This window comes from Peribacillus sp. NPDC096622 (assembly GCF_044762665.1).
Lineage (GTDB): Bacteria > Bacillota > Bacilli > Bacillales > DSM-1321 > Peribacillus > Peribacillus frigoritolerans_B.
Genome location: NZ_JBIWES010000002.1, coordinates 120,875 through 145,371, shown reverse-complemented (window position 1 = coordinate 145,371; position 24,497 = coordinate 120,875). Strand labels below are relative to the sequence as shown.

Here is a 24,497-nt window from a genome sequence, read left to right as displayed (position 1 = left end):
CTAACTTAAAAATCGAACAAGGACTCCCCATTGGCCTCATCCATTTTAACCGGCTCTACATTCGGTGTAGCCGACATGACGGGCTGGGTCAATGTGATTTGCTTCGGTATGCTGATGTTCGCAGCCTTTTCATCAACCATCACTTCACAAAGGGACTTAATGGCAATTACATACCCCTGCACCTTATCCTCTGAATTAGCCTGTTTCGCTTTTATAGCAAGCTCTTCGATTTTATCTAACATTTGTCTTGATGAAATATCCAACTTTACCACCTCGTCTATATACAGGTCAAAACTATCATAACTAGCATAGCAAAAATCAGAGAAGAATACACCTTGCATATTTCCTACCTTTTCATTGGCTTGTCTTTAAATTTCAAGCATGGCTGTCCTGAAGAATGGAAAACATCAAGAGAAGGCTGGTTTGATGTTTTGAATTGAAAAGCACGGCAGCCCTTTGGAAAACTGGGATCCCAAGTTATATAGAAATGGCGGCACGCCCTACAATTCACCCGTTTCGTTTTCTTGCCGATATTATCGGTTCGGGATTTTCCAATCAATTGGGGATTCCCCCATTTCCATCAGCAATTGATTTGTTTTGGAAAAAGGTCTGGTGCCAAAGAAACCACGGGAAGCCGACAGCGGACTCGGATGTACGGACTTAATGATTTTATGGCGGGTTTCATCAATCAAAGGCATTTTGGTTTGAGCTGGTTTCCCCCACAGGATGAATACAACCGGTTTCGGACGGTCATTCAATAGGCGAATAACTTGATTCGTAAAGATTTCCCACCCTTTTCCGCGGTGTGAGTGCGCCTCTCCCTCACGGACAGTCAAGACGGTATTCAATAGAAGCACTCCCTGTTTTGCCCACTCGACCAGGTAACCATTATCCGGAACCTCATAGCCAAGATCAGTGTGTAACTCTTTAAAGATATTTCTTAAAGAAGGTGGGATGCGAACCTCCGGCTTAACTGAAAAACTAAGGCCATGCGCCTGACCCTGGCCATGGTAAGGGTCCTGTCCAAGGATGACGACCTTTACATCTTCAAAAGGGGTATAGTGAAGTGCATTGAAAATATCGTCCTGATCCGGATGAATGACTTGCTGACTGTACTCTTGCTTTATAAATCCCCATAGCTCCTGGTAATATTCTTTATTGAATTCCTCTTTCAATAGAGGCCACCAATCATTTGTTAAAAACTGCTTTGCCATCTGCCACAGCCCCTTTCCACTTTTTGAAACTACTATATTATATCAAACTTCATCGCCTTGCCTTTTTCCATAGATTACGATTTATGTTTCTATATACCCCAAAAGTGGGAAAATAGAAAGTTAGCAAGCAATTTAACCATGTTGGAGGCTTCCCTATGAAAAAATGGTACAAAAGAAAACGATTTTATCTGCTTGTCAGCATTTTGATCGTCCTTGCAATCGTCATTGCCTATAACAGCTACAAGCCACTCCCCGATGGCATTTCTTATGAAGGGAAGGTTCATCATGTCGAGGATATCGATTTCATCTATGACCTTTCCTATCACGATGAACAAGGGAATCTGCAACATGAGCAGCGAATTTTCCAAACCATAAATCAAGCCATAGAGGAGGCTGATTCTTATATCGTAATCGATATGTTTTTGTTTAATGCTTTTTATGATGAAAAGATAAACTTCCCGAAATTAACCGAGACACTGAAGGATAATCTGGTTGAACAGAAGAAAAAGAAACCTGACCTCCAGGTTATATTCATTACTGATGAAGTGAATACTTCCTATAATGCCTACCATTTAGAGGCATTGGAAACGATGAAGAAAAATGGAATTGATGTCATTGTTACCAACTTAGACCGCCTCCGGGATCCGAATCCTCTCTATTCAGGTGTGTATCGGACCTTTTTCCAATGGTTCGGTGAAAGCGGGAAAGGCTGGATTGTCAATCCAATGGCTAAAAGCGCACCAAAGGTCACCTTGCGTTCCTATCTTAGACTGATGAATATCAAAGCCAATCACAGAAAAGTGGTCGCGACTGAAAAAACGGCCATCATCTCATCCGCCAATCCTCATGACGCAAGTGGATTCCATTCCAATATTGCTTTCCAGATGGACGGGAATATCATCGGCGATTTTGTTAAAGCCGAAGAAGCCGCTTCGAAATTCTCGGGAGGACCAAAGCCATTTCCTGAGTTCAAGGAGACATCAGCAGATAAAGGACCGATATCGGTACAACTGCTAACGGAAGGAAAAATCAATAAACATGTCCTAACGGCAATTAAGGATGCTGAAAATGGTGACAAGATCCATCTTGCCATGTTCTACATTGCCGATCGCGAGGTTGTCGAGGCATTAACGGATGCAGCTAAACGGGGTGTGAAGATTGAAATGATATTGGATCCGAATCAAAACGCATTCGGAAGTGAAAAAATCGGGCTGCCCAATCTTCCGGTTGCCGCCGAATTCGAAAAACTGGGGGATGAAAACATCTCGATCCGCTGGTACAAAACAGATAAAGAACAGTTCCATACAAAATTGATGATGATCCAAAGGGCTAATGAAACCGTTATTCTTGGAGGATCGGCTAATTATACTTCACGCAATCTAGATGACTATAATCTTGAAGCGAATGTTGAAATCCATGCTCCAAATGATGCGGACGTTTCCAAGGATGTCGATAGCTACTTCCATAGACTCTGGACAAATCAAAACGGAACATACACGGTGGATTACAGTGAATACCAAAAGAAACTGCCTGTCTTCAAATACTTGACCTACCGCATACAGAAGGTATTCCGCTTCACCACTTACTAAATATTCTTCGATATAAATGTTTATCAGTGCCCAAATGAGGTTATATAATACTATAGCCAACAAATAACTGTAATAAGCAAGATTCCATTTACCTATATTCAAGAGAATCTTAATAAAATTCAAGGAGGAGTTTATATGTATCAAGTACATGTAGTGGAAAACGGTTTACAAGCAAAGGAAAAAATCGATGAATTAGTTACATCAGGTTATACGAAAGACGATGTATATTTATTTGCCCATGATAAAACCCGTTCTAAACACCTTACCGAGAATACAAATACAGAAGGTGTAGGCATGAAGGAACAAGGTTTCCTTGATACCGTCGGAAATCTCTTTAAATCACGCGGAGATGAACTTCGTAATCGAATGAGCAACCTTGGCCTTAGTGATATGGAGGCAGAACGTTACGAGGAAGTGCTTGACGAAGGAAAAGTAGTCATCGTTGCTTCCAAACCAGATAATAAAGACGGGGTTACACACTAAAACCCGATACCATTACCCTATATGGATTATAAAAAACGAGGCTCCTTAACCGGCTGCCTCGTTTTTTATAATCATTATCCCAGGATGCTTTGGTACGCAGCCTTTGCATGGACCATGTCCTTCGTACCGTGAATCAACGCCCGGCCATCCTTGAAAATGACGATACGTTCCCCAGCTTTTTCACAGGAAAGAAGAAATGGATTGAATTTCACCAAATAACCGCTGCCGTCCAGATCTTTGGCTAATTTCTCGAGTTGCAGTTCCAAAGGTTTTGGCGGTCTAACCTGTACAGTATCCCTCCCGCAAAGAACAGCCGTTTTCGTTGCATTTTCCATTGTTAAAAAGGGGTATGTCCTCTGCTCTCCGCATGAGAGACAATCTTTCTTTTTCGCTTTTGTCAATTTAACGGTTTGGTATTGATTTCTCCACAGATCAAAAGAAACAAGTGCAGGCCGTACCGATTCCCAATCTTCAACAAGGATTTTCAAAGCTTCGGCAGTTTGGTGTGCCACTACCATCGTTACAGCTGGTGATATGATCCCTCCTGTGTCACAGGTCATTCCTTGAATCGGGATCGCTTTAAGCAAACAGTGCAAACATGGAGTCTGCCCGGGAAGGATCGTCAAAGTCATCCCTACGCTCCCAACACATGCCCCATAAATCCACGGTATATGAAGCTTTTGTGATAAATCATTAATAATCATCCGTGTCTCAAAATTATCGGTTGCATCCAATATCAAATCAACATCACCAACCAGCTGTTCGAGGTTCTGGGCAGTTGCGTCCATGATGATGGCATTCACTTCAACTTCATGGTTGATATCAAATAAATGACGCTTTGCCGCTTCTGCTTTTGGCAGTTTCTCCGCGACATCCCGTTCCGTATACATTTGCTGGCGCTGTAAATTACTGGTCTCCACATAATCCCTGTCGACAATGGTAAGCTTCCCTACTCCTGCACGAGTAAGGGCCTCGGCATTAGCAGATCCCAAAGCCCCTGCACCAAGAAGCAAGACATGCTTCTTCATAATCTTCAATTGTCCCCCTTCACCAACGGGGGCGAATAAAGTCTGCCTTGAATATCGCTCTTTCACCGTGAATCCTCCCTTCCGGACGCTTTTAGCCACCACTTACTGGCGGAATGAATGCAACTGTATCTCCATCAGATAAAATCGTGTCATCATCGGCAAATTCTTCATTGACCGCTGTCATCACGGTTTCAAGACCCTCCAATTGAAAATCCACCTTCATCTTTCCTTTTAGCTGGGCAACACTCATTCCATTTCCTTCTATAGTAAGAGTCTCTTTGCCTAGCTCATCTTTCAGTTGGGCAAATAAAAGTACATTAATCATCAATATCCCCCTCTTCCGGTTTCCCTGATGGATATGGAACGGTTTCCAACTGGTTTCCTACCCATGTCTCCCCATCTTCCCAGTGTTCTTTTTTCCAAATCGGGACGATTTCTTTAATTCTTTCAATCGCATACCTGTTCGCCTCATATGCATCATTTCGATGTGGCGTACTAACGGCAATAACCACTGCGATATCCGTGATTTCAAGTTTACCTACACGATGGGTGATCGCCGTTTCTGCATCAGGCCAACGCTCCTTGATCTCAGATCCGATTTGCTCCAATTTCTTGATGGCCATCGGTACATACGCTTCGTAAATTAAGAAGAGAGTCTTTTTTCCTTTCGTCATTTCCCTCACTGTACCAATAAAGGTCGTGACGGCACCTGCATTTCGACTGACTACTTTATCAATCACTTCCTGGATGACAATCGGTTCTTTTGAAATATTATAATTCATGTCTACCATCCTTTATATATAATTCCGTTTGATCAATATAACCTGCCTCTTGATAATCTTCCTTCGTATTCATATTGAAAAAAATGTAGTGAAAATGTTCAGGATTCTCGCGATATAACTTAAAGTCGGTTTCTTTCATGATTTTCACCGAAATCTTTTCCAAGAATAGACTCATTTTTACTTCATGTTTTAATAAACACTCCGTCAGTACAGGAAGACACCTTTTATGGTAAACAGCAAAAAGCGGTTGGAGCCTTCCATTTATTTCTGGAATGACAGCATCGAATTCAGGTTCATAATGGGAAATGATATCCTTTATGGCATCTGCACTCACAAACGGCATATCACACGCCGCAAGGAACTGAAGTTCCGTTTTCGATGAGGTCAACCCTGCATGCAATCCGCCAAGAGGTCCTTGATCTTTATGTAAATCCTGAATTAGCGGAAGTTGCAGAAAATGATATTCTTCAAATGTATTCGTAATGACCATAATGTTTCCTGACACCTTTTTCAATTCGGATGCCACTCTTGAAATGTTCACAACGCCGCCTATGGTCAAAAGTGCCTTATTCACTCCCATACGGCTTGATTTCCCACCAGCTAAAAGCAACATTGTCCATTCCATAAGAATCAACCTCCCTTTTTTGGGTTTAATCCAGGATCGAACGGTAAAGCTATACTAAATGTATCTCCACTATACTAAATATTTTAAATCAACTTTGAAAATAATGACACTTCCACAAACTTCGCTTTTCCTACCAAAAGGTAGAAGTAGGATCCGAGGCTAAAAATGCTGGCTGCCCATCCATTCAATTCCCTTAATTCGAGGTCCGAAAAATGACTTATGCGAGGCGATTGCACTTCCTTCTCCAAGACACTCATATTAGGCTGAAAACTAAGTTTTACATAAAAGAAATTTTGGTATATTCTAAAAATAGGATATTAACTGGTATGCTGATAATATCGATATCTAATTCTCCTGAGGAGGTCACATAATGACTATGAAAAGAGCTATGACAGTTGCCGGGTCTGATTCGAGCGGCGGCGCGGGACTTCAAGCAGATTTAAAGACATTCCAAGAATTCGGCGTTTACGGCATGTCCGCTTTAACGACAATCGTGACGATGGATCCGAAGAATGGCTGGGCCCATAATGTATTCCCTACACCGGTCGAAGTTTTGGAAGCCCAAATCGAAACGATTCTATCAATCGGCATTGATGCCATGAAAACGGGAATGCTTGGATCAGTGGAAATCATTGAACTTGTTGCCCGTAAAATAGATGAGTTGAAGCTGGACAAAGTCGTAATCGATCCAGTTATGGTATGTAAAGGCGAAGATGAAGTATTGCACCCTGAAACGGCTGTAGCTCTGCGAGAACTGCTTGTTCCACGTGCAACTGTAGTCACGCCTAACCTGTTCGAGGCCGCTCAGTTAGCGGGAACTGCGCCTATCAAGACGATTGATGATATGAGGGCTGCAGCTGAAAAGATTCATGCGCTTGGTGCAAAATATGTCTTGATCAAAGGCGGTAATAAGCTGGATCATGATAAAGCCATAGACCTTTTATTTGATGGACAAGAATTTGAAATCCTTGAATCGGAAAAAATCGAAACGACCAATACACATGGTGCCGGCTGTTCATCTTCTGCAGCCATCGCAGCTCAGCTGGCTGAAGGGAAAAGCCCTCGTGAGGCTATCCTCATTTCTAAAGACTTCATCACCGAGGCGGTTCGCCATTCTTGGAAGATGAATGACTATGTCGGTCCGGTCAATCATGGTGCATACCATAAATATGGAATTGCTGAAAAAACACAAAAATAAAACATCAAGTTTAAAGGCCGCTCAAATTCATCGAGCGGCCTTTTTCGCTTTTTTTGTTTTTATTTAGTAAAATAGAAAGAAGGAAAAGCTTATCTAGCCGCCCAGTTAAGGAGGAAATTATCGAATGAAACCAATAGACCGTACAGAGGTGCAAAATGCCATTGATTCTTTCGCCGGACAAGATGTATATCTTCACCTTGAAACGACAAATGGTGCCTATGCCACTCATGTAGATGAAGCTTTCTTTTCGGCAGGTGCTTATATTCGTAACGCTTTTATACAGTATGAACATGGCAAGATAGTTGGGGATGGACCCTACCGCGTCGGCTTGAAGCTTAATATTGGCTGGGTATATGCAGAAGGCGTTAACCATTTCGAAATGGATGAACAGGGGAGGTTGCTATTGGCAGGCCTTGATTTTTCCGGAAAGCTTGCTGTCTCCATGCAGCTCAGTCCCACTCCCTTTGAATGATGACAACTTTCTTGATATATATCATATAATTCCGATGATAACTCCCATTCACCGATAACCATACTCACTGTAAGTAGAACGGAAGGAGAAATATACCTTGGAAAAAGAACGCCATGTATTAGTTATATTCCCACATCCCGATGATGAAGCCTTCTCGGTCTCCGGAACGCTTGCCCTTCATAGAGAAGCGGGCACTCCTGTCACCTATTTATGCTTAACTTTAGGAGAAATGGGACGTAATTTAGGAAACCCTCCATTCGCAACAAGGGAATCGCTCCCTAAAATTCGGAAAAAGGAATTAATCGATGCAGCAAATGCGATTGGCATCCAAGATTTACGCATGCTTGGATTGCGTGATAAGACAATTGAATTCGAAGATGATGAAAAGCTGACTTCATTATTTACCGATGCCATCAATGAATTGAATCCTTCATTGATCATTACGTTTTACCCAGGATACAGTGTCCATCCAGACCATGAAGCGACAGCACGGGCTGTAGTTCGGGCCGTGGAAAGAATGGAAGAGAAAGAGAGACCTAAACTTCATTGTGTCGCCTTCTCGAATAACTGCATTGACGAATTGGGACAGCCTGACATCATTCATGATATCTCTGCCGTCGAAGAAAAAAAGGTAGCTGCATTCACTGCCCACCGTTCGCAAACGCAGGCAATGGTGATCGATTGGAAAGAGAAATTCGAAAATCAGGATGCAGATTTCCTAGACTGGATCCGCAAAGAAAGATTATGGACCTATAAATTCCAAGAAAACCGCCAATAAGGCGGTTTTCTTTGTTTATGGCATAAAAAAACGCCTGTGGATTACAGGCGGAGAAAAGGGGGATACTTTGGAAAATCAATCATAATATAAGCATCCCCAAAATTCTTCATTTTATACAATCATATTTAAAAAAGTTAGGCAGACAAGCGTTCCTCATGCTGCATTTTCGTTCTTGCCGAGGCTTTTTTTCCATGTGCCAAGAAATAAATGCCAATAAGCACAAATGCCAAGATCGACATTCCCATGAATAACCCTTTGAACCCTGTAAATGGAATAAGGAATCCCAATAGGAATGGGCCAACACCAATACCGAAGTCATACATTGTATAAAAGGTGGATGTAGCTAATCCCATCCGATTTGATGGGGCTTCCTTGATGGAAATCGCTTGACAGCTTGATTGGAATGTACCGTACCCCACTCCGATCAAGGCGCCGGCAATCAGAAGCGTGATACCATGATGGGATTGACTCAGGATGACCATACCGACGGCAAATAGTAAGAGCGATGGGTAAATAACTGCATTTTCCCCCTTCACATCAAACATCCGACCTGTAAACGGACGGGATGCCAAAAGGAAAACAGCAAAAACGACAAAGAAAAAGCTTGCCGCATCCATTAAATCCATTTCCTTTGCAAAAGACGTTAAATAGGACAAGATGCTCGAATAGGTAAATCCGGCAAATCCGATAAAAATGGAAATGGGCAGTGCCCTTTTTTCAAAGTAATCGCTGATCTTAAATCCTTTTTGTGGTGAAGATCCGCCCTTTTCCCCTTCAGGCACATTCATGAATAATGATGCAACTAAAGAAAATGCGGCAAATAAGGAGGCTGCATAGAAAATGATGGAATAACTGAAATGCTGTGTTATCAGCAATCCAATGAACGGACCGAATGCCATTGCCAAGTTTGTGCTCATGGCAAAGTAACCTGTACCTTCCCCGCGTCTTTCATTCGGAATGATATCTGCAGCAATCGTTCCAGTTGCCGTAGTGGCAAGGCCAAACGCAAAACCGTGAATAAGCCGATCGATCAATAAGAGGGATAAACTATTCACCAAGAAATAGCCAATGGATGCAATCAGGAATAGAACCAACGAGCCAAGCAACATCTTTCTGCGGCCGATCTTGTCAATTTTTTTCCCTGCAATCGGTCTGACAAGCACAGCCCCCAGAACAAAAATACTTGAAGCAAGCCCTGCTTCTGCTTGCGACGCATGAAAATTATCCATCGTATAAATGGTCAATGTCACCATCAAGACATAAAAAGTTAAAAATAGAAAAAAGTTCGCAGACGAAACAATCAGAAAGTCTTTCGTCCACAATTTCGGTTTGTGATTCATTTCAATCCTTCTTCCTTACTATTGTTTTAATTTTTCCTTTAGGAAAATCAACGTTCGCAATGTTGCCTCCCGGTCTTCTTCAGCCAAACCGCTCATTAATTGAAGTTCAAATTCTTCAACTACCTTTTTGGCCTCTTGATAAGTCCTTAAACCTGACTCCGTTAACTGTATTCTCCGTTCCCGTTTATCTTTTCCTGGGACTTGTTCAATCAACTCAAGTTCTTCCAACCGGTTTACCGTCCTTGTTACCGTCGGTTTCTCCACATCTAAATAAGTGCTTATTTCAACAAGCGTAGAACAGCCAAACTGACTTAGATAATATACAATCGACCATTGGGAATGATAAAGATCAACCTTGGCCAATTGTTCATTTAACTTTTTCGTAAAAGACCTTGAAAATTGTAAGTTATGATGAAAAAAACCATTTTGAAAGGACAAAGATATTCCTCCTGTAAAGTAGTTACCTAGGTAACTATACACCTACTCATTAAAAAAGTCTAGCCCTCAAGATAACGAAAAAAGTCGTATGCACACTGTATCCTCAGCTTCTCCATCACTTCCGGGACAAAAAAATCCCCCTTTCAGGAGATTCAAGCTTTTCTGTGAGTTTCGAGCAAATACTCGTGAATTTGGACGTTACTCGTGAGTTTCACGCTTTTACTCGTGAATTTCGCGCTTTTACTCGTGAGTTTCACGCTTTTACTCGTGAGTTTCACGCTTTTACTCGTGAGTTTCACGCTTTTACTCGTGAGTTTCGCGCTTTTACTCGTGAGTTTGGGGCCAAACACAAAAAGTAAACCCCGCTATTAGCGAGGTCCGAATATATGCTTCTTTTCTTCTCATTGATAACATCAAGGCATATTTAACCGAGATAGCGGCAAACGATATAGCTTATCATCCTTTTCATCAGGATTTCCTCGGCCGTCCGTATTGTTGCTTATGAAATAAAGGGATTCTTCATCAACGAATACATCACGTATCCTTCCTGAGCCCGTGATGATATTAGTCAGTTTTCCGCTCTTTACATCATAACTCTTAAGCGCTTCGCCCCTTAAGGCTGCAAAATAGAGCTTTCCGTCAAAATAGGCCATGCCTGAAGGAGCCCATGTATTTTCACCGGAATGAATCAATGGTTTTACCATATCAGGTTTTTGCTCATCGCCCTGTATCTCTGGCCAGCCATAGTTCTTACCCGGGTCAATTTTATTTAATTCATCGTGAGCCGAATCTCCGTGCTCACTTTCATACAACTGTCCTGCTTCATCCCAAGCCAGACCTTGTGGATTACGGTGACCGTATGAATAGACGTACGAATTCCCGAAAGGATTATCTTTCGGAATGGTGCCATCCAGGTTCAAGCGCAGAATTTTCCCGCCTAAAGAATCTATGTCCTGTGCGATCTCGGACTTTCGGGCATCACCTGTCGTTGCATATAGCTTATCATCCGGTCCAATCTTGATCCTGCCGCCATGGTGGAAGTCCCCGCTTGGTATTCCGTCGATTAAGGTCTCCATCTCCTGCCATTTATCATCACTTTTTTCTAAAACGACGATGCGATTGATGGATTCCCCGCCCTCTTCATAAGTATAATAAGCGAAAGCTTGCCCGCTCTTAGAGAAATCGGGCGCTAGTAAAAATCCAAGCAACCCAGCTTCCGCTTTAGCTGACAATGTCCTTTTAAGGTTGACCTTTTGCCGTGTCATCCTATCCTTGTCCCATTCGACGATGGTTCCTGTCCGCTCTGACACATACATTGTGTCCCCATTCTTCTGAATCGACCACGGGGCCTGCAGGTTCGTTACCAACACATCTGGATCTTCCCCTAAAGTGCCCGTCACTTCTTTGTCAGGATTCGGCTGGTTTTTGCTATCGTCATTATTCATGTTGCAACCAGTTAAAAATAATGTAGCCATAAGGAAAAACAAGAGCAATTTTTTCAAAGTCTTTTCCCCCTTCGATTCATCAGTTTAATAGGCTGACTGTTTAAGTACCTTTAAAATGGCCTCCGCGACACCGGATTCATCATTCTTGCCTGTTACTTCATCACACAGCTTTTTAATTTCGAGAGGGGCATTTCCCATTGCGACAGACAAACCTACCCGTTCAAACATGGATACATCATTATAATTATCCCCAATAGCCATCGTTTCCTGCATCGAGCCGAATTTTCCTTTCACATATGTTTCAAGTGCCGTACCTTTTTGAGCTGTTTCACTCATGATTTCCACATTTTCACGTCCCGATGAAGTGACTGTAACTCCCTGTCCTTCCAATTTGGAAGCAATTTGATTTAATAAAGTTAAATCCTTTGAAAAGCTGAGAATTTTATAATATTCCTCATTCGAACGGCTGAATAACTCGGAATAATCGGAAATGGAAGTTACCTGTCCAAGCTGTAAACGCTGCTCCGCATATTTTCGCATACTCTCAGGGTCAATGTCCGAATTGGCTGTAACGAATACATCAACCAAAACAGATATTGCGTTTTCATAGTCTTTAGAATAAATTCCCTGACTCGTATATATTTCGAAATAAATCTCTTGTTCTTCGAGGAATTCAGCGACCATTTTAGCAGTGGCAGCTGACATTGGATTGGAGGCGGCAACCTTCCCTTCCTCCGTAAAGAGGGCAGCACCATTTACACAGATGACAGGGCAAACGATGCCTGCTTCAGCTAAAGCGAACCTCGCTTCCACATAAGATCTTCCAGTAGCAATGATCACATCCACTCCCTCGCTTTGCGCCCTCTGGATTGCTTGTTTATTTTCCTCACTGACCTTTTGCATTTTGTTTAGCAATGTTCCGTCCATATCAATCGCAATCGTCTTTATCAATCCAATCGGCCCCTTTCAATATAATCCCTATTTTAACCGAAAGAGCGTGGATAAACACGTTTAACAAACCCGTATATATTCTTGGTATGGTTTCAATCCTTATATGTATATAAACAAGCTGCACCTAATTAAGGTAGGTGCAGCTTGTTTTCTTAATGTAGAATCGTTTTTCTATCGACATCTTGTGCCCGTTCAGTAATCTGTTCATTGATGTCTTTTTGAATATCATCGATGGCTGTAAAATCCATTGCTTTTACATAAATCTTTTCGAGTTCGTCATGCAGCTCTTTTGCCTTAGCCAGATTTGCTGTAGCCTCATTCATTTTCGACCGATACCTGGTGGAAACATCCTTTAACTGATCGGCATATATTTCATCTGTTCCTGGCAGGATGGCCGTTTTATATATATCAATGATTTCGTCCCCCCCACAACTCGGGAAATATTCATGAGGCGATGTGCTGTCAAAAATGGCGATCCCCACCTCCCGGACGATTACCATGTCCAAGCTATGCGGATCGAAACCACAATGATATATTTCCACATCAAAGCCCCTTTGCTCCGCAGCCTTTGCAATCTTCTTCAGCATCGTTGATTTCCCGGAACCTGGACGACCCTTTAAAAAGTACCGTTTTTGTATTCCCTCAGTAATATTGGGGATGAAATCAACTGCACCCGTTGGTGTAGCTGCACCTAAGAATCGGTGACGAACATCCGACTTCTTATTAAGGACAATATCCCTATAAAAGCCTTCTATCAATTTATTGGTCAACCCATTCAATTTTACGAAATCAATATTTGACTTATAAATGTCTTCCCATTCATCATGTATCTTTAAAGCTTCAGCGAATAGGGCATATGCTTTCTCGAAACTCTTGCTTCTCGCATTCGTCAACTTTATGATGGCCGCTCTTTCGGAAGCCAGCTGCTGGGAATCCCAGGCAGCCCCAAGATTGACATATTCCTCAATCGCCCCTGGTGCCTTCGGCTCAATCACATGCGGCGCAGTCCCATCCACGATACCGATTTTCAAAGCCGGTATGATTACTCCATCAATGGAATCATTATCGGACGAACAATGTAAATACTCGATGTCATAGTCTTTATCCAGCCATTCTTGGCCGATTTTTTTCATAATGGTCGATTTACCGGAACCAGGTCCGCCTTTTAATATGAATAATCTTTCCAGACCTTTTAAATTTGAATCATATAAACTATAAAAACCTTTAGCCGTATTGCCTCCAGCAAAATAATTCATCACTTTTCCTGTCACTTTCACACTCTCCCTCACAATAAAGATGTGATCTTCAAGACAGCGTATGAAAAAAGGGCCTAATAGGTGAATACCTAAAGGTAAACAATTTATTTTATTAGGGCTGTAGATTCCGCTTGTGTGACTTCCAGGAATTCTGACGGTTTTAAAACGATTTGTGTACCGATTTTCCCTCCACTTACGATGATTTCAGTCAGGTTTACTGCACTTTCATCGATAAAGGTCGGGTATTGCTTTTTCATTCCGATCGGGGAACAGCCTCCCCGAATGTACCCTGTGTATTTTTGCAGATCTTTAACCGCAAGCATTTCAATTTTTTTTGCACCTGCGGCCTTCGCTGCTTTTTTCAAGTCTAGTTCGGTGGCTACAGGAATGACAAATACGTAAAGTTGCTTCGGTCCGTTATGGGTAACAAGCGTTTTAAAAACGGTTTCTGGCGCCTTTCCAATCTTGTCCGCAACAGTGATCCCGTCAATTTTTCCATCGCGGGCATCATAGCTTATCATGCCATACTCTATACGTTTGTTATCAAGAATTCGCATTGCATTCGTTTTACTGGCTCCCATAAGAAAATTCCCCTTATCGTTTTCTACCATCTTACCATTTTAATTACCAGGCAAAAGAAAAGCACAGCGCTTATGCATCTGTGCTTTAAGACTGTAGACAATTTCGAAGAAAAGCCTGTTTGCCTCAGTTTTTATTGAAAAAAAGTTCCAGTTGTTTTCAGAAATCAGCTCTCTTTTAAACAACCAGAAACACAGTGCTTATTCATCTTGCTTCCCCTAAAATCATTCTAAATGACGTCTTTGGAAATCGGCTATCCTCTTGTAGTCGCCTTCCAATTGCCTGCTCACGGATAAATAAATCGACATCAATTCTTCATACACTTTAACGTTCTCTTCGATCGGGACAAGTTCATTCGTTTCACCAACCATACCCTCAACCTCATCAAGGCTTTCGATTTCACCTAAAGCATATAATCCAAGAACTGCGGCACCTAAGCTCGAACTCTCAAAGCTTTCGGGAATTGTCACATTTTGATTGAATATATCAGCCATGATTTGGCGCCAGAGCTTCGAACGGACAAATCCGCCGCTTGCATGAATCTTCTCGGGAGCACCAGTCAATTCCTTTACAGCAATAAGGACACTGTACAAGTTATACATCACACCCTCCAGCACTGCCCGGACCATATGGTCACGGGTGTGATGAAGCGCCAGTCCAAAGAAGGAGCCCCTTGCATCGGCACTCCATAATGGTGCCCGTTCCCCAGCCATATACGGATGGAATATCAACCCATCAGAACCAGGTGCAATATTAGAAGCCATATCCGTCAGAATCTCATAGGAGTCCTGTCCCGAAGCCTTCGCTTTTTCGATTTCCACACGGCCCAATTGATCGCGTGCCCATCGGAAGGTGATTCCCCCATTGTTGACCGGTCCGCCGATTACCCAATGATTCTCGGTAAGGGCATAGCAGAATGTCCTGCCTTTGGGATCGGTAAGCGGCCTGTCACTGACGGTTCTTACCGCACCGCTCGTTCCGATTGTCACTGCCAGAACGCCTGGCTTGATTGCGTTTTGACCTAAGTTGGCAAGCACGCCATCACTCGCGCCAATCACAAACGGGGTCCCAGCATGAATGTTCATTTTTGCAGCTAATTCCTCACTTAAGCCTGAGAGGATATGTGTTGTAGGGACAAGCGTCGGCAGCTTGTCCGCCCCAATTCCAGCAATGGTGAGTGCCTCTTGATCCCACTTCAGTTCATTCAAGTTGAACATGCCCGTTGCAGAAGCGAGCGAATAATCCATCACATACTCATTGAAGAATTTATAGATGATGTATTCTTTTATTCCTATAAATTTGTCCGTTTCGTTAAAAATCCCTGAATGTTCATTTCTTAACCACATTACTTTCGTGATTGGCGACATTGGGTGAATGGGGGTTCCCGTCCTGTGGTACAATTGCATCCCTTGTTCCGAAGCCTTCAATTTCTCCGCATAGGCAACACTTCGATTATCTGCCCATGTAATGCTATTCGTCAGCGGGCTGCCGTCTTTACCCATTGCGATCAAGCTATGCATCGCCGAACTGAACGATATGAAGCCCAGTTCTTGCTTTTCAATTCCGCTTGCAATCATGACCTCGCCTATGGCAATGATGACCGCTTTATAAATTTCTTCGGGATTTTGTTCCGCAACGGAAGGAGTTGGACTGTGCAGAGGATATCCCCTTGAACAAGATTGGATAACCTCCCCCCCTTTTGAAAAAAGAACAACTTTCGTACTCGTCGTGCCAATATCGATCCCCATCATATAACCTGAATGTTCCATATTTACATCATGCTCCTTTCTCTTAAACAATTGAATTCAATAGTAAGATTAGGATAAGTGAAACGACTGATATAATCATTTCCATAGCCGTTCAAGACTTTAACGTCTGTGCGACTGCTGATCATCCAAAAAACTCTGCACCATTCACGTGTGATGGAGTTAATGAGCCTGAACCGATTGCACATATAACACCAGGACAGACATGAATTGGTTTAGCTCTACTTTATTAAAACCTCTAGCGCAACCTAATGTAAAGAATGAAACCATGTGGGCGATGATCGGTTTTCCAATGAAATCAATCCAATCATTCAATATTGAATCTTCACCAAACACAGCACCGAAAGCTCCAATCAACATTAAAAAGACAAGATCGGCAATAAAATCGTGAAAAGGTCATGCCGAAACCTGGGAGCCAGCGGTTATGTTTATTGAAAAATTGTTTCACTGCCCCCGGGTGCCTGTACATCCATTCTTTTAGCTATGCAGGAGCCAAAAATGCGACCATAACATGCAATTCCGATTTTCAAAAGAAATTACACCGTTCTTTTTCCAATCGTATAAACGATTGGAAGCACGAGCCCAACATCGAAGATTACGGGCAACGATCATCATCGCCCAATGGACTTTCTGTTCACTGAACTTATCAAAAGGGATTCGCCACCCGACTCGGCCATCATCTTTCCAAGCGTGGTACCTAATACCGACAATGAGTGCTTTCTAACCTACCCCTGTCTGAACAGCATCTGCAACATCCCGAATATCCATACCTGCGATGGTCCCTAAAATGACAGAAGCGAGAAGTAACGCAATAAACGGGTTCCATTTTACTTTGGCTATGATAGCGAGGCAGCAAGCCTATACATTCAATAATCCACTCTAAATCAGGATAGGAAATCCATGAAGGTATGATCTCAATGAAAAAAGCATCGAACCCGTTCATTATGAACTAAACTCGATGCCTGATTCAGTCATGAAATGATCATCCACCAATAAAAAGAGGACCGGATCTATGCTTGATTTCTTCCTCCAATTGTTCAGGATAAGCAATGAGGAAGCAGGTGGATGGTCCTGATGATTTTTCAATATCGACTTCATTACTTATAAGCACAGAAACACCTTCACCACTTTGAACCAGATGCTCCCATTCATATGCAATCCCTTTTGAGCCGACTGGAAGTGCTTTAACACCTTCCATTTCACATAAGCTTTTATATAAAGATAATGGCGCGACCCAATCTTGCTGTTCCATTACTTCCTCTCCAACGAGCGGCCTGCCGATCAGAGCGATTTTCCGTAAGGGCTGTTGCTCTTTAACACGTTCATTCACTCGTTTACCGATCACCATAATACCAAGTGCTGATTGAAGGAGCGGCATGTTACTTTCTGTGCTGCCAGTGATGGGAAGATCGTCCATTCCCAATTCATTCAGCCCCTTCCTGACACCCCTGGTCAAGTCCTCCCAGGCTTCATCACCGCAGAAATTATTTAGAACGACGGATACGGGTCTTCCGCCAACGCCTAGGCATTCCATGACGGCAACCCGAAAGGAATAATATCCAACGACCTCATAAGGGACATGGACAAGATCTTTTTCCTTCAGCCCGATCCCGCCGCTATTGTCACTTGAGACAATCAATGAATCTGATTCGGAAAATGGTAAAATCAATGAATCACTCATTCTGCGAGTCCATCTTTAAAAATCATTTTTTTCAAAACAGGCTCCAAGCGCGGCAGTAAAAGGACTGCTAATACTACATTTACCGCCGTCGCCACCGTTAATCCCGGAACCAATAACGTGTAAAAACCAGGGCTGATCAGAAATGCGAAAGGCAGGGCTAAAACGAAGGCATTACTGATAAAGAAGAGGAAAAATGCGCCTACTTTTTTTCCGTTTATATATAAAATGCTAAACATCCATGTCAGGACAGCCATTTCGACCATGATCAAAAAGTGGAATGGCCCAAGTGTCATGCCGCCGATGAACGCTGAAATGATATGACCAAGCCCAGCAACAATAGCCCCCGATACCGGGCCAAGTATGACAGCCGCCAAAAGGGCCGGAAAACTATCCAAAGCGATGCTTCCGATCGGTGAAGGGATTTTAATCATTGCCCCTACCGCCGATAAGGCGATGAATATAGCAATTGCACTAATTTTTCTTACGTCCATGTTTACTCTTTTTCCTTTCTTTTCCCTCCCCGGAAGACATTTGCGCTGCGGATATATTCCACATCTTTCACACCAAGACGGAAATTGATCACACGTGCAACAGCAAAGAAGTAATCCGACAAACGATTTAAATATTGAAGTGATAATGGTGAAACGGCCGCACCCGACTTGATCAATGAAACGACCAATCGTTCTGCCCTTCTTGTCACGGTTCGGGCAATGTGAATCGTTGCAGCCGCTTTTGAGCCGCCAGGCAGGATAAACTTTTCCAGTTCCGGCGCTTCAAGTATGAAGGCATCTATTCGTTCTTCCAAATAGGTAATGGCCTCATCCGTCAGCTTTTGTGGGGCTTTCTCGGAAACGGTTGCCAAATCTCCTCCACAGTCAAATAACTCATGCTGGATTTTCTCTAGATCGGCCAGTATATCCGTGAATATCTCAGGATCCAATTCTGTCACCGCAAGACCGATATAGCTATTCACTTCATCCACCGTTCCATAAGATTCAACACGAATGTCATCCTTGTCAAGCCGACCTCCGATTACGCTTGTTTGTCCCTTATCCCCTGTACGTGTATAGATTTTCATCCCAATTACCTCCTCTACTTTATTCGCTGGTTAATTCCATACCAGATGATATCAACGCGCTTTGATATGGATGCTACATCTTGAAAGACCCATCCGCAGGCATCGCGCCATCTGCGGTCCCTTGCTTCCATCGGGACAATTCCCTTGGAAATATCAGAACCGATCACAATGCAGTTGTGTTCATCCCTTTCTTTCTCCCATATTCGCCAATCAGCCATGATTTCCTTCCATCTTTTTCGAATCGAATCTGAATCCATCTTTTCTGCATCTTGTTGAATCCATGCATCCAACCCTTGCAATACAACCGTCCTGCCTTGAAAATCAATCAATTCCGGCTGTTCTTTTCGATAACCGGATAACCAAAGGACATCATTTTCCAAACCATACAATTGCTTTACCCATTTCGTTTTCCCATTATAGGCGCCTCCTGTAACAAAGTGCAGCGTTCTCCCCTCCTTAAGCTGTTCCGGTCTTCCCATACCAGCTCATATCCCCTGCCATGGGAAATTCCCCAATCAAAAAAAGACTTTCCCTTCGGGGCATAGCGGACCAATAAATCACGTATTACCCCTCCATGCGTCATTAGGGCAATTCGGTTCTCCTTACAGGCAATCAATTGTTTCCAGCCATTATTCACACGTTCGGAAAATGCCGGATAACTTTCACCCCCAGGCACCAATGCCTCCATGGGACGTTCCAGCCAATTAAGATAATCTCCATCTGTCTTCAGCTCATGATACGTCCGCCCTTCCCAACTGCCGAAGTTCATCTCACGGAACAAAGGGTTTTTTATCGGAACTGCATTTGGAAACAGTAGACGTGCAGTTTCCACACAGCGGGGCAAATCACTGCTGTAAATTTTTTCATACTGCGGGTAAGAGCCCCTAAGGTCCATTATTTCCTTTTCTCCTTCGGTACTTAATGGAGAGTCCGTCCAGCCTAAATAGGCCTTTCTTTCATTTGCTACTGTCAGCCCATGGCGAAGTAGTGTAATAGCCACAATATCAGCCATAACCAAAGCTCAACCCCTTCCACGGATGCCCCCAGTACATCCCCCGTTATCCCACCGAACCAACTGAAGATTTTACGTTTTATATAAACCAGGAAAAACACCGCAGCCAGACACATGATGAAAAATAAGGTGACAAGCTTAAAATCGATGACCCAGGCAAACGCCAGACTTACAAGGAGGTACAGCCAATAAATGGGCAAACTGCTTTTCATCACTGCACTTTGGAAAAAGGCACCGAGCCCCTCTTTTTTAGCCAGCGGCATCCGGATGAGTAAATACCCCATCACACATTTGCTTAAGAGCGGAAGGGCTATGATCAAGAAGTATGTCCATTCATTTACCCTTTCGACAATTTCATAGATAAATATGAACCGGGCGGCCAATAGGACTATGACGGAGATGACACCGAATGCACCTGTCCTGGAATCCTTCATGATTTCCAATCGACGCTCTTTATCCTGATAGGAAAAAAAAGCATCACTTGCATCGATCCATCCATCGAGATGCAAACCTCCCGTTAATGCCATGGTCAAAAACCAAAGGAAAAAGGCAATCGAAAGCGATGACAATGGGGTCCATTCCACAAGTGCATACAAAACACCGCCCAATATCAAGCCTAGCGCAAGACCTACTAATGGAAAGGTTTGAATGGCACGGTGAATATATTTCTTCTCCATCGGAAGCTGTTTCTTTATTGGAAAGACCGTAAAGAACTGCAGGTTAATTAAAAATCCGATCATTGTGCTCATTCCTGCATGCACCCTTTCTTCCGCAATGGAATTCCCGCTTCTACAAGATAGGCTTCATCGGCCAGCCCGACGATCGTTTGATGAAGCAGGCCCAGTGTTTTTCCGTATATATGTAGAAAATCATCTTGGAAAATCGGTTCCTGTACCAATTCATTGCTCACGACTATTAAACAATTGGATTGTTTCCTTATCTCATTGATTCCGGTTATTATTTTTGAAAAAATGCTATCTAAAAATTCTTCTTCAAGCGGAATGCCAGGGCCAAATAGTTCGTTATCAAGCAGGGTTGTCAGACAATCGAGCAGAATTATGGAATCCTGATCAATATCCGCCCCTATTCTTGTAATATCCGTTGCGTATTCGGAAGTCTTCCACGCAATCGGGCTGCTTTCCCTATCTTTCCGGTGCCTAAGGATGCGTTCACCCATCTCAACATCACTGACTCGGCCACAGGCAAGGTAATGCAAGTTCCCATCCACCTGGAGTGCATACTCCAGGGCTTTTCTTTCTGCGAAGCTGCTTTTTCCGGAACGGACACCTCCGGTTATAAAACAGAGCTTTGCTTTCTCCACTGCCTTACCCCCTCCATCAGTGCTTCGTTATCATGTTCACTCTTCACTGCAAACCGAAGCCACCTTCCATCCAATCCCGGAAAATTATGGGTATGTCGCGGTACGATTCCTTTTTTCAGCAAAAAGGGGAAAAGGGATAAGGATTCATCTTTCACCAAATAAAAATTAACTGTGCTATCGGAGACTTCCAACCCTTGCTCCTCATAAAACCGGAATAGTTTTTGCTTTTGCCAGGCAATATAGTCTCTTGTTTTTCTCATATAGGCTTCTTCTGCAAGACAGATTTTCCCTACTTCAAGTGCCACGTGGTTGACGCTCCAATGCGGTTTATAATTTCTTACCCGTTTTATGATGTCAGGTGACGTAAGCAAATAGCCTAGTCTCAAACCTGGAATTGCAAAGATCTTAGTCATTGATCTCAGTATGAGTAAATGTGGATAAACATTGATTAAAGAAGCATAACTAAAGGCATCTTCCGTAAAATCATAAAAAGCCTCATCCAGGACAACCAGGCAATCCGCTTTCTGGCATTCAATGATCAATTCCCTAACTGCATCCCGCTTAAATGAAACACCCGTCGGATTATTAGGCGAACATAAGAAAATTGCATCATATTCGGGTAATCGGGGAATCAATCGTTCCAAGTCCAATTGCCACTCAGGAGCATCAAGCTGGTGGAAATCGACCTTACATCCTGCTGCCAAACAAGCTTCAGCATATTCCGCAAATGCCGGCTGAACGATTAGCACCCTTTGATTGGCTAATCCGTTCGCTACCAGCATGATGATTTCAGCACCACCGTTCCCCATCAAAACGGATTGCTCAGGAAGTGCTTCTTTTTCTGCAATTGATTTTGTCAGTTCAATGGCATGCGGATCTGGGTATTGAAGGATTCCTTCGAAAAATCCAGACCACTGTTCCTTTATGCCTAAAGGCGGACCCAATGGGTTGATGTTAGCACTGAAGTCGAGAACCGATTCAGGCATATCGATTTCCAGCGCTTCATAAAGATAATGAGGATTAGAGCCATGAGAAGGTAATGTCAAGAATAAGCCCCCCTAGCCATAGCATCAGTAGAAATAGAAAAGATGACCGATGCATGATGGTAATCGTTTTTGGTATATGTTTTGCTTCCAACCGAACAAGCGGAACTCCCATCCTCGCACGGTCGGAAACAATTCCTTTGTACATATTCCGGCCTCCAAGCTGTATTCCCAAAATGGCAGCAACGCCCGCTTCACACCACCCGCTATTCGGGCTTGGATGTTTTTTTGCGTCATTGAATAATATCTTCCATCTGGCACCGAATCCATGATGGCCGGATTTCGAGCTCAGCAACATCAAGAATCCGGTAAGGCGGCTGGGAATCCAATTGACGATATCATCAAGCTTGGCTGAAGCCCAGCCGAATTGCCCATATTTATCATTTTTGTACCCTACCATGGAATCGCAGGTATTAATCGCCCTGTACACCATCGCGAGCGGCGCTCCCCCAATGGCTGCCCAAAATAATGGTGCTGTAATCCCATCACTGGTATTTTCCGCTACGGTTTCCACGGTGCCCCTGACGATTTCGGATTCATCAAGATCAGCAGTATCACGGCCAACGATATAGGAAAGCTTTAGCCTCGCTTCAGGAAAATCCCGTTCATTAAGCGGAAGGCAAACATCCATCCCGGCTTGCTTCAAGCCCTTCTGAGCTATCGTAGTGGAAATGACAACAGCTTCCCAAAGGATACCTGCAAGCGGATGGATGAGATAAGCCAAATAAACGGTAAGACCTGTAATCAATAACACCGCCGATAAGACGATGATCAACATGGAGAGTCCTTTCCGTTTCTTATATGCCCCTTTATTGAATGCCAGATCCAACTTGCTGATCATCGTTCCTATCCATTTGACTGGATGCGGCCAATTTGGCGGATCTCCAATTAATAAATCAAGGAAAAATGCCAGCGTAACTGCAAAAAGATGATGATAAATCATAATTCCTCAATCCGTTTCCAATTATTCGTCAATGCTTCCACAGTACAATCATATACACCGCGACTGATCAGCTTCCCTAACGGAGTGATGGTGCCTGCATATTGAAGCTTTGCTCCTCTTTGGGTTGCCGCAATCAAAATGCTGTCTGTCGATGTTCCTGTTGCACAAGTATTTGTCACCTTATCCATGACATGCAAATCATGAAGCGCTTTTACTTTTGCCTCGGTCGCAGTCACTATGCTGTGGATATATGCCTCTTCTGCCAAATGCCCATTTACGAATATCCATGTATTTATCGTTCCTGGAGCGGAACTCCAAGAATGCCGGTCAGCTAATGAAGCGTCGATGGCATTCCCTACACCCGCCGTCACAATGATAAAAACCGAGAAATCTTCAGTTCTTAATAGCTTGAAAGCAACCGTATCGAGAAAGACAGCTGTCATCATCCCTACCGTTTCCTGAGGTTCAAAACCATGAGTTGTTAAATAGTCGGCCATTTCAACATGATGATCCTCGCAATCATAGCCATGATGGACGTGCCTATTCACAAAATATTTATGCCAGCCCGTCCCCGAACCCGTCACTCCGGAAGACATCGTTCTAAGCGGGATTGGAGAATTCAATTGAATCATCTCAGATCCGACTGTCAAATAAGAATCATCAATTTCCAACGGGATAGTATCATGGCCATGCTTTTCCGGAACGATGAACATCTGCGGTTTCGGAAGGGCGGGATGTGGATGTTTTTCGATCGTCGTATGATATACACCCTGAATCCGTTCCTGTTGGAGCACTTCATTCGGTACATCAACAACCTGAATCTGCCCTTTCTCAAGCAGCATAAGCCGATCACAATATAATCCAGCCAAATTCAAATCATGAAAAATTGAAATAACGGTCAACTTCTGCTCTTTTGCCATTTTCCTCATTAAATCAAGAAGATCTTTTTGATAGGAAAGATCCAAATGGTTCGTAGGTTCATCCAAAAAAAGGATTTCCGGCTCTTGGGCAAGGGCCTGTGCCAGCAGGACCCTTTGTCTTTCCCCTCCTGATAATCGATCAAAATGAAGATCCTGAAAATCAGCTACTCCCGTTTGTTCCATTACCCGCTGGACAGTCGATTCATCTTCTGCGGACCAACTATGGAACCATCCTGATTGATGGGCATATCGCCCAAGTGAGACCGTCTCTTTTACTGTATAGGAGAAAGCTAATGAGGAATGTTGAGGGAGCACGGCAATGACCTGTGCAAGTTGTTTTGACGAATAATCCTTCAAATCCCTACCGCTAATCCGTACGCTTCCGCCTTTATAATCGAGCACCCCGCTAAGCATACTTAAAAGCGTCGTTTTCCCGCTGCCATTAGGACCAAGAATCCCGAATAATTCCCCTTTATGTACATCAAAAGAGACAGAGTCCAAAACAGCTTTGTTGTGATATCCGCCTGTTAACCCTTTTACTTCAAGCATCCGTTT

Annotated in this window: 30 protein-coding genes and 1 pseudogene; 5 read left to right on the top strand and 26 right to left on the bottom strand. The window is 43.2% G+C overall.

All coding sequences use genetic code 11. From position 1 onward, the window contains the following. Window positions 1-5: 5 nt before the first annotated feature. Together ACIQYG_RS04110 and ACIQYG_RS04105 are read right to left on the bottom strand one after the other, a co-directional pair. Window positions 6-263 (bottom strand): YwdI family protein, encoded by a 258-nt coding sequence (locus ACIQYG_RS04110; protein WP_402835642.1) that lies wholly within the window; start codon window positions 261-263, stop codon window positions 6-8. Between the two features lie 270 nt (window positions 264-533). Further along, on the bottom strand, window positions 534-1,214 hold the full coding sequence (locus ACIQYG_RS04105; protein WP_402835640.1) for a uracil-DNA glycosylase: 681 nt from the start codon (window positions 1,212-1,214) through the stop codon (window positions 534-536). Between the two features lie 155 nt (window positions 1,215-1,369). Here ACIQYG_RS04105 and ACIQYG_RS04100 point away from each other — a divergent pair, with 155 nt between their 5' ends. Together ACIQYG_RS04100 and ACIQYG_RS04095 are read left to right on the top strand one after the other, a co-directional pair. Further along, complete coding sequence (locus tag ACIQYG_RS04100; protein ID WP_402835638.1) at window positions 1,370-2,803, top strand: phospholipase D family protein; 1,434 nt, start codon at window positions 1,370-1,372, stop codon at window positions 2,801-2,803. 135 nt (window positions 2,804-2,938) lie between these two features. Beyond that, complete coding sequence (locus ACIQYG_RS04095) at window positions 2,939-3,286, top strand: YflT domain-containing protein (RefSeq protein WP_402835636.1); 348 nt, start codon at window positions 2,939-2,941, stop codon at window positions 3,284-3,286. Between the two features lie 74 nt (window positions 3,287-3,360). On the opposite strand, the gene ACIQYG_RS04090 is transcribed toward ACIQYG_RS04095, so the two are convergent. The 4 genes from ACIQYG_RS04090 to mobA are packed head-to-tail and all read right to left on the bottom strand — an operon-like array spanning window position 3,361 to window position 5,721. Then, a complete protein-coding gene (locus ACIQYG_RS04090) occupies window positions 3,361-4,380 on the bottom strand; it encodes a MoeB/ThiF family adenylyltransferase (RefSeq protein WP_402835634.1) in 1,020 nt (339 codons plus the stop codon). Between the two features lie 25 nt (window positions 4,381-4,405). Continuing rightward, a complete protein-coding gene (moaD, locus tag ACIQYG_RS04085) occupies window positions 4,406-4,639 on the bottom strand; it encodes a molybdopterin converting factor subunit 1 (protein WP_402835632.1) in 234 nt (77 codons plus the stop codon). Next, window positions 4,632-5,096, bottom strand: coding sequence for a molybdenum cofactor biosynthesis protein MoaE (locus ACIQYG_RS04080; RefSeq protein ID WP_053536924.1), 465 nt, complete (start codon window positions 5,094-5,096; stop codon window positions 4,632-4,634). The genes moaD and ACIQYG_RS04080 overlap by 8 nt, the downstream gene beginning before the upstream one ends. Beyond that, window positions 5,086-5,721, bottom strand: a complete 636-nt coding sequence (mobA, locus tag ACIQYG_RS04075) for a molybdenum cofactor guanylyltransferase (RefSeq protein ID WP_402835630.1) — start codon at window positions 5,719-5,721, stop codon at window positions 5,086-5,088. Before mobA ends, ACIQYG_RS04080 begins: the two co-directional genes overlap by 11 nt. 370 nt (window positions 5,722-6,091) lie before the next feature. Between mobA and pdxK the strand changes: the two genes are divergently transcribed. The 3 genes from pdxK (at window position 6,092) to bshB2 (ending at window position 8,169) form a co-directional block, all read left to right on the top strand. Continuing rightward, window positions 6,092-6,919 (top strand): pyridoxine/pyridoxal/pyridoxamine kinase, encoded by an 828-nt coding sequence (gene pdxK / locus ACIQYG_RS04070; protein ID WP_402835628.1) that lies wholly within the window; start codon window positions 6,092-6,094, stop codon window positions 6,917-6,919. 124 nt (window positions 6,920-7,043) lie between these two features. Further along, window positions 7,044-7,391 (top strand): YojF family protein, encoded by a 348-nt coding sequence (locus ACIQYG_RS04065; RefSeq protein WP_048683611.1) that lies wholly within the window; start codon window positions 7,044-7,046, stop codon window positions 7,389-7,391. Window positions 7,392-7,488: 97 nt separating this feature from the next. After that, window positions 7,489-8,169 (top strand): bacillithiol biosynthesis deacetylase BshB2, encoded by a 681-nt coding sequence (gene bshB2, locus ACIQYG_RS04060; RefSeq protein ID WP_402835625.1) that lies wholly within the window; start codon window positions 7,489-7,491, stop codon window positions 8,167-8,169. Between the two features lie 134 nt (window positions 8,170-8,303). Here the strand turns inward: bshB2 and ACIQYG_RS04055 are convergent, their stop codons facing one another. From ACIQYG_RS04055 to ACIQYG_RS26930, 20 genes and pseudogenes are all read right to left on the bottom strand, one after another. Next, a complete protein-coding gene (locus ACIQYG_RS04055; RefSeq protein WP_402835623.1) occupies window positions 8,304-9,509 on the bottom strand; it encodes an MFS transporter in 1,206 nt (401 codons plus the stop codon). Between the two features lie 18 nt (window positions 9,510-9,527). After that, on the bottom strand, window positions 9,528-9,947 hold the full coding sequence (locus ACIQYG_RS04050; RefSeq protein ID WP_053536927.1) for a MarR family winged helix-turn-helix transcriptional regulator: 420 nt from the start codon (window positions 9,945-9,947) through the stop codon (window positions 9,528-9,530). 413 nt (window positions 9,948-10,360) lie between these two features. Then, complete coding sequence (locus ACIQYG_RS04045) at window positions 10,361-11,449, bottom strand: PQQ-dependent sugar dehydrogenase (protein WP_402835621.1); 1,089 nt, start codon at window positions 11,447-11,449, stop codon at window positions 10,361-10,363. A 27-nt stretch (window positions 11,450-11,476) separates the two neighbouring features. Next, complete coding sequence (locus tag ACIQYG_RS04040) at window positions 11,477-12,343, bottom strand: Cof-type HAD-IIB family hydrolase (RefSeq protein ID WP_402835620.1); 867 nt, start codon at window positions 12,341-12,343, stop codon at window positions 11,477-11,479. Window positions 12,344-12,495: 152 nt separating this feature from the next. Continuing rightward, on the bottom strand, window positions 12,496-13,614 hold the full coding sequence (locus ACIQYG_RS04035) for a PRK06851 family protein (RefSeq protein ID WP_402835618.1): 1,119 nt from the start codon (window positions 13,612-13,614) through the stop codon (window positions 12,496-12,498). An 89-nt stretch (window positions 13,615-13,703) separates the two neighbouring features. After that, window positions 13,704-14,180 (bottom strand): Cys-tRNA(Pro) deacylase, encoded by a 477-nt coding sequence (gene ybaK / locus ACIQYG_RS04030; RefSeq protein ID WP_402835617.1) that lies wholly within the window; start codon window positions 14,178-14,180, stop codon window positions 13,704-13,706. Between the two features lie 222 nt (window positions 14,181-14,402). After that, entirely contained in the window at window positions 14,403-15,947 is a 1,545-nt protein-coding gene (gene gntK, locus ACIQYG_RS04025; protein ID WP_402835615.1) for a gluconokinase, read from the bottom strand. Between the two features lie 159 nt (window positions 15,948-16,106). After that, the gene (locus ACIQYG_RS04020) at window positions 16,107-16,280 is read right to left on the bottom strand and encodes a hypothetical protein (protein ID WP_402835614.1); all 174 of its coding nucleotides are present in this window, start codon (window positions 16,278-16,280) and stop codon (window positions 16,107-16,109) included. Window positions 16,281-16,664: 384 nt separating this feature from the next. Further along, complete coding sequence (locus tag ACIQYG_RS04015) at window positions 16,665-16,784, bottom strand: GntT/GntP/DsdX family permease (protein WP_402836343.1); 120 nt, start codon at window positions 16,782-16,784, stop codon at window positions 16,665-16,667. A gap of 142 nt (window positions 16,785-16,926) precedes the next feature. Beyond that, window positions 16,927-17,625: an ATP-binding protein gene (locus tag ACIQYG_RS04010; RefSeq protein ID WP_402835612.1), complete on the bottom strand. Its 699-nt coding sequence runs from the start codon at window positions 17,623-17,625 to the stop codon at window positions 16,927-16,929. Continuing rightward, window positions 17,622-18,116 (bottom strand): ECF transporter S component, encoded by a 495-nt coding sequence (locus ACIQYG_RS04005; RefSeq protein ID WP_402835611.1) that lies wholly within the window; start codon window positions 18,114-18,116, stop codon window positions 17,622-17,624. Before ACIQYG_RS04005 ends, ACIQYG_RS04010 begins: the two co-directional genes overlap by 4 nt. Window positions 18,117-18,118: 2 nt before the next feature. Continuing rightward, complete coding sequence (locus ACIQYG_RS04000) at window positions 18,119-18,703, bottom strand: cob(I)yrinic acid a,c-diamide adenosyltransferase (RefSeq protein ID WP_402835609.1); 585 nt, start codon at window positions 18,701-18,703, stop codon at window positions 18,119-18,121. A gap of 14 nt (window positions 18,704-18,717) precedes the next feature. Further along, window positions 18,718-19,092, bottom strand: a complete 375-nt coding sequence (locus tag ACIQYG_RS03995) for a bifunctional adenosylcobinamide kinase/adenosylcobinamide-phosphate guanylyltransferase (RefSeq protein ID WP_402835607.1) — start codon at window positions 19,090-19,092, stop codon at window positions 18,718-18,720. A gap of 5 nt (window positions 19,093-19,097) precedes the next feature. After that, window positions 19,098-19,715, bottom strand: a complete 618-nt coding sequence (locus ACIQYG_RS03990; RefSeq protein ID WP_402835605.1) for a histidine phosphatase family protein — start codon at window positions 19,713-19,715, stop codon at window positions 19,098-19,100. Continuing rightward, entirely contained in the window at window positions 19,673-20,464 is a 792-nt protein-coding gene (cobS, locus tag ACIQYG_RS03985; RefSeq protein ID WP_402835603.1) for an adenosylcobinamide-GDP ribazoletransferase, read from the bottom strand. The genes ACIQYG_RS03990 and cobS overlap by 43 nt, the downstream gene beginning before the upstream one ends. Next, the gene (locus ACIQYG_RS03980; protein ID WP_402835602.1) at window positions 20,461-21,036 is read right to left on the bottom strand and encodes a bifunctional adenosylcobinamide kinase/adenosylcobinamide-phosphate guanylyltransferase; all 576 of its coding nucleotides are present in this window, start codon (window positions 21,034-21,036) and stop codon (window positions 20,461-20,463) included. The genes cobS and ACIQYG_RS03980 overlap by 4 nt, the downstream gene beginning before the upstream one ends. Continuing rightward, window positions 21,009-22,082, bottom strand: coding sequence for a threonine-phosphate decarboxylase CobD (gene cobD / locus ACIQYG_RS03975; RefSeq protein ID WP_402835600.1), 1,074 nt, complete (start codon window positions 22,080-22,082; stop codon window positions 21,009-21,011). The genes ACIQYG_RS03980 and cobD overlap by 28 nt, the downstream gene beginning before the upstream one ends. Beyond that, window positions 22,057-23,022 (bottom strand): adenosylcobinamide-phosphate synthase CbiB, encoded by a 966-nt coding sequence (gene cbiB, locus ACIQYG_RS03970; protein ID WP_402835597.1) that lies wholly within the window; start codon window positions 23,020-23,022, stop codon window positions 22,057-22,059. Before cbiB ends, cobD begins: the two co-directional genes overlap by 26 nt. After that, window positions 23,019-23,654 carry an adenosylcobinamide amidohydrolase gene (locus ACIQYG_RS26935; RefSeq protein ID WP_483878383.1) on the bottom strand — a complete coding sequence of 212 codons (636 nt, stop codon included), beginning with the start codon at window positions 23,652-23,654 and terminating at the stop codon, window positions 23,019-23,021. The genes cbiB and ACIQYG_RS26935 overlap by 4 nt, the downstream gene beginning before the upstream one ends. 87 nt (window positions 23,655-23,741) lie before the next feature. After that, window positions 23,742-24,491, bottom strand: a pseudogene (locus ACIQYG_RS26930) (heme ABC transporter ATP-binding protein); the annotation flags it as partial. Window positions 24,492-24,497: the final 6 nt, after the last annotated feature.